The 7,383-nt window shown below is 65.4% G+C and carries 8 protein-coding genes and 1 tRNA gene; 8 read left to right on the top strand and 1 reads right to left on the bottom strand.

Features of this window, described 5'->3' with window-relative positions; translation table 11 throughout:
* The 5 genes from AC1D00_RS18710 to AC1D00_RS18730 form a co-directional block, all read left to right on the top strand.
* The coding region (locus AC1D00_RS18710; protein WP_477011673.1) for an efflux RND transporter permease subunit at nt 1-394 on the top strand (394 nt) is incomplete at its 5' end.
* Nucleotides 394-3,501 carry an efflux RND transporter permease subunit gene (locus tag AC1D00_RS18715; protein WP_477011674.1) on the top strand — a complete coding sequence of 1,036 codons (3,108 nt, stop codon included), beginning with the start codon at nt 394-396 and terminating at the stop codon, nt 3,499-3,501. The genes AC1D00_RS18710 and AC1D00_RS18715, both read left to right, overlap by 1 nt.
* 37 nt (nt 3,502-3,538) lie before the next feature.
* A complete protein-coding gene (locus AC1D00_RS18720) occupies nt 3,539-4,273 on the top strand; it encodes a tRNA-uridine aminocarboxypropyltransferase (RefSeq protein WP_477011675.1) in 735 nt (244 codons plus the stop codon).
* Nucleotides 4,274-4,368: 95 nt separating this feature from the next.
* Nucleotides 4,369-4,442, top strand: a tRNA-Cys gene (locus AC1D00_RS18725).
* Nucleotides 4,443-4,639: 197 nt separating this feature from the next.
* On the top strand, nt 4,640-4,786 hold the full coding sequence (locus AC1D00_RS18730) for a hypothetical protein (protein ID WP_165448159.1): 147 nt from the start codon (nt 4,640-4,642) through the stop codon (nt 4,784-4,786).
* Nucleotides 4,787-4,867: 81 nt separating this feature from the next.
* Here AC1D00_RS18730 and AC1D00_RS18735 read toward each other — a convergent pair whose 3' ends face one another.
* Entirely contained in the window at nt 4,868-5,062 is a 195-nt protein-coding gene (locus AC1D00_RS18735) for a hypothetical protein (protein ID WP_477011676.1), read from the bottom strand.
* A gap of 258 nt (nt 5,063-5,320) precedes the next feature.
* On the opposite strand from AC1D00_RS18735, the gene AC1D00_RS18740 reads away from it, so the two are divergent.
* The 3 genes from AC1D00_RS18740 to AC1D00_RS18750 all read left to right on the top strand — a co-directional run.
* Nucleotides 5,321-5,584: a hypothetical protein gene (locus AC1D00_RS18740; RefSeq protein ID WP_477011677.1), complete on the top strand. Its 264-nt coding sequence runs from the start codon at nt 5,321-5,323 to the stop codon at nt 5,582-5,584.
* 419 nt (nt 5,585-6,003) lie between these two features.
* Entirely contained in the window at nt 6,004-6,936 is a 933-nt protein-coding gene (locus AC1D00_RS18745) for an ABC transporter substrate-binding protein (protein WP_135173701.1), read from the top strand.
* Between the two features lie 112 nt (nt 6,937-7,048).
* Nucleotides 7,049-7,383, top strand: a 335-nt coding sequence (locus AC1D00_RS18750; RefSeq protein ID WP_477011678.1) for an ABC transporter permease subunit, incomplete at its 3' end; no start/stop codon positions are given.

Raw genomic sequence — 7,383 nt, forward strand, 5'->3', positions numbered from 1 at the left:
GATCGGCATCATCCTGTTGATGGGCATCGTCAAGAAGAACGCGATCATGATGATCGACTTCGCGCTCGAGGCCGAGCGCCGGCAGGGGATGTCGCCGAACGAGGCGATCGTGCAGGCCTGCCTGCTGCGCTTCCGTCCGATCATGATGACGACGCTGGCGGCGCTGTTCGGCGCGCTGCCGCTGGCGATCGAGAGCGGCACCGGCGCCGAGCTGCGCTTTCCGCTCGGCATCTCCATCATCGGCGGCCTGCTGCTGAGCCAGCTGCTGACGCTCTACACCACGCCCGTGATCTACCTGGCGCTCGACCGCATCAACCGCCGCCTCGAGCAGGCGCTGCCGCCGGCCGAACCCGGCGGCCCGCCGGTCGCGGGCGCGACCGAGGGGATGCAGTGATGGCATCGATCTCGGAGCCCTTCATCCGCCGCCCGGTCGCGACCACGCTGCTGTCGATCGGGTTGTTCCTGCTGGGTGTCGTCGCCTACGAGTTCCTGCCCGTCGCCTCGGTCCCGAACGTCGACTTCCCCGCCATCTTCGTCTCGGCCAGCCGGCCCGGCGCCGACCCTTCCGTGATGGCGGCGACCGTGGCCTCGCCGCTGGAGCGGCGGTTAGGTGAGATATCCGGCATCAACCAGATCACCTCGACGTCGTCGCTCGGCGTCTCCAACATCCAGCTCCAGTTCGACATCGGCCGCAATATCGACAAGGCCGCGCGCGACGTGCAGGCCGCGATCAACGCCTCGCTGGTGGACCTGCCGAGCGACCTGCCGACGCTGCCAAAATTCCGGAAGGCGAACACGGCCGGCGCGCCCGTCTTCGTGCTGGCGCTGACCTCGAAGACATTGTCGGCGAGCGCGATCTACGACGTCGCCGATACGGTGCTGGCGCAGCGCATCTCGCAGGTGCCCGGCGTCGGCGACGTGACGGTCAGCGGCGCCGACCAGCCGGCCGTGCGGGTGCAGCTCAATCCCGTTGCGCTGTCGAACGCCGGCATCGCCACCGACGACGTGCGGACCGCAATCGTCAACGCCAATCCGCTTGGTCCCGTCGGCATCTTCAACGGCGAGCGCCAGAGCGAGACGCTGTCGCTGAACAAGCAGATGCGCACGGCGAAAGAGTTCCGCGACATCGTCATCAAGAGCTCCAACGGCAATTTCGTCCGGCTCTCCGACGTCGCCGACATCGAGGACTCCGTCCGCAACGCCCGCTCGATCGCCTGGTTCAACAAGCAGCCGGCGGTGCTGATCCAGATCACCAAGCAGGGCGATGCCAACGTCATCGACACCGTCGACCGCGTGAAGGCGCTGATCCCCGAGCTGAAGCAATGGATCCCGGCCGGCGTGGACATTTCCACCCTGGTCGATCGCACCAGCACGATCCGCGCCAGCGTTCTGGACATGCAGTGGACGCTGCTGGCAACCGCCATCCTCGTGATGGTCGTCGTGTTCGTGTTCCTGCGGCGGCTGACGCCGACGATCGCGGCCGGCATCTCGGTGCCGCTGGCGCTGGCCGGTACCTGCGCCGGGATGTGGGTCGCGGGCTTCTCGATCGACAATCTGTCGCTGATGGCGCTCGCCATCTCCGTCGGCTTCGTGGTCGACGACGCCATCGTCATGATCGAGAACATGTTCCRCAATCTCGAACACGGCATGCGGCCGTTCCAGGCGGCGCTGGAGGGCGCCAAGCAGATCGGCTTCACCGTGGTGTCGATCAGCCTGTCGCTGATCGCCGCCTTCACCCCGCTGATCTTCATGGACGGCATCGTCGGCCGCCTGCTGCGCGAATTCTCGCTGACGCTCACCTTCGCGATCCTGGTCTCGACGCTGGTCTCGCTGACGGTGACGCCGATGATCTGCGCCCATTACATCCGGCAGACCACCTCCGGCACCGCGACCCTGTTCGATCGCCTGATCGAGGGCTCGCTGTCGCGCATCGTCGCTTTCTACACCCGCACCCTGCGCACCGTGCTGGAATTTCCGCTGCTGACGCTGCTGGTGTTCTTCGCCACCATCGGTCTCACCGTGACGCTCTACATCAAGGTGCCCAAGGGCTATTTCCCGACCGACGATTCCGGTTTCGTCATCGGCGCGACGCGGGCCTCGGCCGACATCTCGTTCCAGTCGATGCTCGGCCTCCAGCAGCGGCTCGCCGACATCGTGATGCAGGATCCGGCCGTGGCCGGCATCGGCTCGACCGTCGGCAGCGGAGGCGGGGGCCCGGGAGCGGCGACCTCGAACCGCGGCACCATGTTCATCAGCCTGAAGCCGCCGGAGGAACGCGACCACGTCTCGACGCAGGTCGTGATCGACCGTCTCAGGCGCGCGCTGTTCCCGGTGCCCGGCATCCGCCTCTTCATGTTCGCCGCCCAGGACGTGCGTGCCGGCGGACGGCAGAGCGATTCCGACTACCAGTACACGCTCTCCTCGACCGATCTCGACCTGTTGCAGAAATGGGCGCCGATCGTCGCCAAGCGCATGGAGAGCGTCGAAGGCATCACGGACATTTCCAGCGATCGCGATCCCGGCGGGCTTCAGCTGACGCTCAGCATCGACCGCCAGAAGGCCTCGGCGCTCGGCGTCAGGGTTCAGGACATCGACAACGCGCTGAACAACGCGTTCTCGCAGCGGCAGATCTCGATCATCTACACCCAGCGCAACCAGTACATGACCGTGCTGGAGATCGATCCGAAATTCCAGGTCGATCCCTCCAACCTCGAGCGCATCTATGTCGCCGGCGCGGGCGACGTGCAGGTGCCGCTGTCGGCCGTGGTGCGCGCGACGCGCGGTCTTGCCGCGCTCGCGGTCTATCATTCGCAGTCGTTCCCTTCGACCACGGTGTCGTTCAACCTGTTGCCCGACGTGCCGCTCCAGGCCGCGACGCAGAACATCCAGCGCGCGGTGGAGGAGCTGCACATGCCGGAAGGCATCCGCGGCAGCTTTGACGGCAATGCCGGCGATTTCGCCAGGACCAGCGGCCGCCAGCCGCTGCTGATCCTCGGCGCGCTGGTGGCGATGTATATCGTGCTCGGCGTGCTCTATGAGAGCCTCGCCCATCCGCTCACGATCATCTCGACGCTGCCCTCGGCCGGCCTCGGCGCGCTGCTGGCCTTGCAGATCACCAATACGCCGCTGACGGTGATCGCCTTCGTCGGCATCATCCTCTTGATCGGCATCGTCAAGAAGAACGGCATCATGATGGTGGACTTCGCGCTCGACGCCGAGCGCCAGCGCGGCCTGTCCTCGGCGGAGGCGATCTTCGAGGCCTGCCAGGCGCGGTTCCGCCCCATCCTGATGACGACGATGGCGGCGCTGTTCGCCGGCATTCCGCTGGTCGTCGCGACCGGGCCCGGCACCGAGCTCCGCCGTCCGCTCGGCATCACCATCATCGGCGGGCTGTTCGTCTCTCAGATCCTGACGCTCTACACCACGCCCGTGATCTATCTCTTGATCGACCGCCTGCGGCGGCGATCAGGGCCGCGTCCGCTGCCCGCACCGGCGGAATAGGTTGTTGAACCACCGTGCAAAGCGTATAGCGGCGGCCATGTCGAACCTCACTGCCGCCGCGCCGGCCGACCCGATCCCCGAATGCCCGCACTGTCAGAAGCCGATGCCGCTGTGCATCTGCGACAGTGTCACGCCCGTTGAGAATCGCCTTGGCCTCCTGATCCTCCAGCACCCGCAGGAGCAGGACAGGGCGCTCGGCACCGCGCGGTTGACCGCGAAACACTTCCCCAAGGCCGTGGTGCGCGTCGGCCTGTCCTGGCCGAGCCTATCCAAGGCGCTGGGGCAGCCGGTCGAGAATGCCTCCCATTGGGCCGTGCTCTATCTCGGCTCGGCCCGCGCCGCCGATCTTGAGGCCGAGGGCGAGATCGTGGCGCTGACCCGCAAGGGCGAGGTCGCCGAGAACCAGCGCGCGATCCTCGGCAAGCTCGAAGGAATCGTGCTGCTCGACGGCACCTGGAGCCAGGCCAAGGCGCTGTGGTGGCGCAATCCCTGGATGCTGAAATGCCAGCGCGTGATCCTCAACCCGTCGCGCCCCTCGCGCTACGGACGGCTGCGCAAAGAGCCGCGCAAGGACGGGCTGTCGACCATCGAGGCGGCCGCGACGATGCTTGCCGGTCTCGAACGGCGCCCCGACATCGCCGAGACCTTGTACGCGAGTTTCGAGCGGATGCTGGCGCGCTATCGTGAGGTCCAGGAGGAGTTGCCCGAACTGGCGCCCAAGCCGGTGGTCAAGGACCGCCGGCGCGGTGTCCGGCGCGGCAAGCGAGCCTGACTTCGGTCCACATCGGAAGAGAGGCCGTCGCCGCCAAAGTCGGACGAAGGCGGTTGCCTAAGCCATTGATCCCCTATATTGGTCCGGCCTTACGGGGCCACGTGGCGGAGTGGTTACGCAACGGTCTGCAAAACCGTGTACACCAGTTCAATTCTGGTCGTGGCCTCCATCACAAGCTTCTGATTTTTCAACAAAAATCAAATTCAGCGCCAGTTCCGCCGATGCCGCTCACCGCCGGCTGCCGGGGTGAGGCGGGACGCCACACCGGGTTTGCCCGGGGCTTGGCGGGAACCAGCGATTCAGGCCCGATGGCATAGACTTCGCATCTGCGAAGTGATGCATCAGGAACTGAAAGCTGGAGAGCAAGTGAGCGACGTCGTTCGATTTGTCCCGAAATCCGAGCTGGAGCGGGCTCGCCTGATCCGCGAGGCGCGCGCGATCTATGACAGCATCTTTCCGCCGGCCGCACCGGACCGGGTGCCGCAGGATGGCGAGGAGCGCGTCAAGAATTGATCGTGGCCGCGCCGGGTCCCGGCGCGTGGCGATGCCGAACCGCCCAGCAGGCGGGCGCATCCGTTCACGTTGAAGCTGGCCTCAGCAGGCCGCGTACCAGCCGTCGGGAAACGGCAGGATGGGCCAGGCGCCCTCATTGTCGTTGGCGGCTTTGGGCGGTGCGTCGAAGCTCCACGAGCGGGGCACGAATTCCTCCTCCGGCGCGGACGCAAAATCGTCATGGACCATGGCGTCGCGGACGGCATCCAGCAGCAAGTTGAATTCGGCTTCGCTCATCGCACCCTCCGGAACGCGGATGGCGCAATGTCGCAAAGCCGGTTTGTTTCCCGATTGACCCGATCGCTCGCATTTTAACGATCCGGCGATCGGGTCCCGTATGGTTAGCGATTCCTGAAAAATCCCCGCGGGAACTTAGGCATCCCGGGCCGGCCGCCAGTGTGAATGAGATCACATTCTCGGCGGTTTATTTCTCCTACCCCTTCGCACACCGGCCAACGCGGGCCGTTGCGGGCAGGGCAGACAGGAGACTTCGTCATGAAGGCAAGGTTCTTGCGGCTTGCGGGTGTGAGGAGCCGGGCGCGCCGCGCCTCGACGGTCGGGCTGTTCCTGACGCTGTTTGCTTCCGCGGCTCACGCGCAGCAGGGAACGCCCGAGCAGCGCCGGGCCTGCACCCCCGACGTCTACCGGCTCTGCGCCGGCGAAATCCCCAATGTCCGCGCCATCACAGCCTGCCTGCGCCGTAACCGCYCAAGCTTGAGCGAGGCTTGCCGCAACGTGTTCGATCAGGCCGGCGGCTGACATACCGGGTCTGTGAGTTTGTGCGCAGCAAGTGGCTCGTGCGGGCTCGCGAATCCGGCATAGTCATCCTGTGGATATGCTGCGGATAGGCTGTGGAGGACGACGATCTGCTTCGAGCCTCGCACGTAGATGCGTCCGTAACGCGTCATATCTCTGTCAAGTAACCTAACCGAATGATTCCCTGATCGTGCAGACCACGGCCTAATACGAAATCATTTGGTTCTCCCGAATTCGGAATCGCGTATCGCCGCACCCAAAGCCTTCGAACAGTTTTTGTGCAGCGGCTTGCCCAAATCGCGGGCCCCCACCGTCCAATTTTTTGTACGCCCGCGGACAAGCTTTCCCCGGCGCACTCCACCTAGGCTCGCTCCCGAGATCTGGAACATGGCCAGTGCCATGACAATTCGAAGGAGCTGGAGATGGAGAGACGGGTATTGCCCCAAATACGGCGGAACGTGCGGCGGGGGATCGCACGCGCAGCGTTGCCGTGGCGGAAGGTCGCGCTCGGCGCCGCCATCGCTCTCGGCGTTCTCGCCGCTGCACCGCTGAGCGCGCAGGCCGCAGCGCCCGCCGCCTGCGCCGCGCTCCAGGAGAAATATCCGGACTGGAAGGGCAAGACGCTCGTCAACGCCATCAACCCGCACACGCCGGGCTATGAGACGATCGATCCCAAGGACCCCAGCAAATATATCGGCTTCGACATCGATCTCGGCGAGGCCATCGGCGAATGCCTCGGCTTCAAGCTGACCTACAAGCCGGTGACGTTCGCGGCACTCCTCACCACGCTCGCCGCAGGACAGGCCGACATCGTCATCTCCGACATCTACGCCACGAAGGAGCGCGCCAAGGCCGCCGACTTCATCACCTATTCGAAGGTGTTCGACGGCGTGCTGGTCGCCAAGGGCAATCCGAAGGGCATCAACGGCATCAACATGTCGATGTGCGGCGCGGCTGCCGCCGAAAACACCGGCTATGTCGAGGTGCCCCTGATCCAGGCCCTGATGCCGGAGTGCAAGAAGGCCGGCAAGCCCGAGCCGACCGTCCAGCTCTACGACAACAACGCCAACTGCATCCAGGCCATCCTCGCCGGCCGCGCCGACACCTATGTCAACGACGTCAACACCGTCGACAGCGCGGTGAAGGCCTATCCGGACAAGCTGGAGAAGGCGATCGCGGTGACGATCCCGTATTCGGTCGGTATCGCCGTTCCCAAGGACAAGCCGAAATTCCGTGACGCCGTGCTCGCCGCGCTGATCGAGGTGCAGAAGGCCGGCACGCACATGGAGCTTCTGAAGAAGCATGGGCTCGACGTGAACAACTTCAAGGAGCCGGACATCCTGACGGCCGACTAGAGCAGCGGGCGGCCGCTGCCGACTTCACCTCTCCCCGGCGGGGAGAGGTGAAGCGCGCGCCCTGAATGTCCTTCTTCAACAAGAATCGCCCCGCTCCGATGACGGTCGACTGATGTCGCTGTTCTTCCATTACCTGAGCATGCCGTATCTGCTCGAGGGCATCGAGCTCACCCTCGAGGTGACCGCCCTCGGGCTCGGCGGCGGACTGATCCTCGGATTGATCCTCGCCGGCATGCAGCTCTCCCGCTTCTGGCTGCTGGCGGCGATCGCCAGGGCCTATACCGTGATCTTCCGCGGCACGCCGCTGATCCTGCAGATGGTGTTCGCCTACGACGCGCTGCCGCATATCGGCATCAAGCTGCCGGCGGTGCTGGCGGCCGGCCTCGCGCTCGCCTGCAACGAGGCGCCGTTCATCGCCGAGATGCTGCGGGCCGGCGTGCTCGGCGT

The sequence above is a fragment of the Bradyrhizobium sp. P2_E8 genome, from assembly GCF_056403875.1.